Origin of the sequence: Streptomyces sp. NPDC056628 (assembly GCF_042792555.1) — a bacterium.
Lineage (GTDB): Bacteria > Actinomycetota > Actinomycetes > Streptomycetales > Streptomycetaceae > Streptomyces.
In genome coordinates this window covers 1-1,707 of record NZ_JBHTWG010000093.1, presented here as the reverse complement: position 1 = coordinate 1,707, position 1,707 = coordinate 1, and the positions used below count along the sequence as shown (strand labels likewise).

The following is a 1,707-nucleotide window of genomic DNA, read 5'->3' as shown; positions in this document are numbered from 1 at the left end:
GATGTTTTTTCTACAAGATTTTTTGTTTTATCCAGTTTCTTTAAATATTCATCAGTTTCAGATGCAGAAAAAGCGCTCCCACATGCCTAGCCTTGCTTGGCTAGGTATGTGGCAATCTTCTTCATGTTCTGGCATGCGGCTGTGAGGAGAACTTGTTCACTCACATTTCGTTTTCCCCTCAACCTGCAATAGCGAAGCCCATGCAGCTGTTTTGAATCTGCAAAGCTTCGCTCTATTTTTTCTTTTCTTTTTTTGTAGAGGTTTTTTCCTGAAACAGACAAGCGATTTTGTCTGACCTTTTCTTTATGTTCTTCCCATACATGTCGAGTAATCACTTTCTGCCGATTCTTTGATTTTGTACAGTTTTCAAGCAGTGGGCATGAGGAACATATTTCAGGATTTGATTTATATGACCGGTAGCCTTTTCGGTCAGTTGTTGAGTATGTAAGTGTTTGGTGATTTGGACAAATGTATCTGTCTTGTTCACTGTCATAATGAAATTTCCATTTTGGAAACAAGCCTCGGATAGGGTGATAACGTCTATGTGCGATGACACCAAAGATTTGGCGGTCAGATAATCCTTTACAGATCGGAGTCGTTAAATATCCGGAATCAAGGGCGACGGCTTCTACTTGAAAACCAAATCGTGCGATTTGGTGGTCTAATCGGTCAAGATAAGGCACAGAATCATGGACATTTCCAGGTGTGACGTAGGCATCGGTGATAATGTTGTATTTCATATCTGTTGTGCGGTGATCTAAATAGAAAAAACCTTCTGGTTTGTTTTCACGATACAGATAGCCACTTTCCGGATCGGTTGTACTGTGGCGGATCTCTTTTTCAGCTTTCACCTCCTCTTTGGCTGTTAATGGCTTTTTTCCGTGTTCCTCCCGATCCTCTTGAATGGCTTCATTTAAATCCTTGATATAGTTTTGGGTATCCTGCGCAATTGTTTTTCTTGTGTATTTATGCTTGTTGGCATTGGCTTTAAGGTGTGTGGAGTCGGTGAATAGGACTCGTCCGCCCACCATGTCATGATTGATGGCCTGAAGAACGATCTCATCAAAAATGTCTTGGAAGATGGTTGTATCTTTAAAGCGTGTGCGTCTGTTCCAGCTGATGGTGGAGTGGTGTGGAACCGGGTCGTTTATGTTCAATCCGAGAAACCATCTGTACGCCATATTGTAGTAAATTTCTTTTTCAAGCTGTCTTTCTGAACGGATACCATAGAGGTATCCGATAAACATCATTTTAAATAAAATAAGCGGATCAAGTGAGGGGCGGCCTTTGTTTTCACTGTAGTAAGGTTTCACCTTTTCAATGATGAAAGAGAAGTCTATGTGTTTATCAATTTTCCGAAGCAGGTGATCCTCTTCAACGAGTTGGTCAAGCAGAACAAATTCGGCTGTGTTTTGAGAAGAGTTTCTTGTGTGGAACATGAGAAAGACACCGTCCTTGGTCTTACCCCTGTCAAGTAGACAGCCATAAAAAGCCTAAGCAACCAGTGTGTTACGGTATTCTACCGGAGCACACTGGTTTAATTTTTTCTGGAATCGTTCGTGATTATAGAACTGGATGTAATCTTTAATGCTTTTGTGGAGCTCTTTTTCAGTTTGACATGAAGAAAAGTATGTATTCTCTGTTTTGAGGTGCGAGAAAAATGATTCGATACAGGCGTTATCCAGGCAGTTTCCCTTACGGGAATGG

General features: G+C 41.1%; 2 protein-coding genes. Both read right to left on the bottom strand.

The window, feature by feature from the left end; translation table 11 throughout:
- Positions 1-86 precede the first annotated feature (86 nt).
- Positions 87-1,439 carry an IS1182 family transposase gene (locus ACFRAC_RS36745; protein WP_129093204.1) on the bottom strand — a complete coding sequence of 451 codons (1,353 nt, stop codon included), beginning with the start codon at positions 1,437-1,439 and terminating at the stop codon, positions 87-89.
- A 54-nt stretch (positions 1,440-1,493) separates the two neighbouring features.
- On the bottom strand, positions 1,494-1,707 hold a 214-nt coding region (locus ACFRAC_RS36740; RefSeq protein ID WP_213383261.1), incomplete at its 5' end, for an IS3 family transposase.

Bases quoted from the DNA above. Each gene is read 5' to 3' on its own strand.
- ACFRAC_RS36745 (WP_129093204.1), bottom strand. From the start codon at position 1,439: ATGTTCCACACAAGAAACTCTTCTCAAAACACAGCCGAATTTGTTCTG.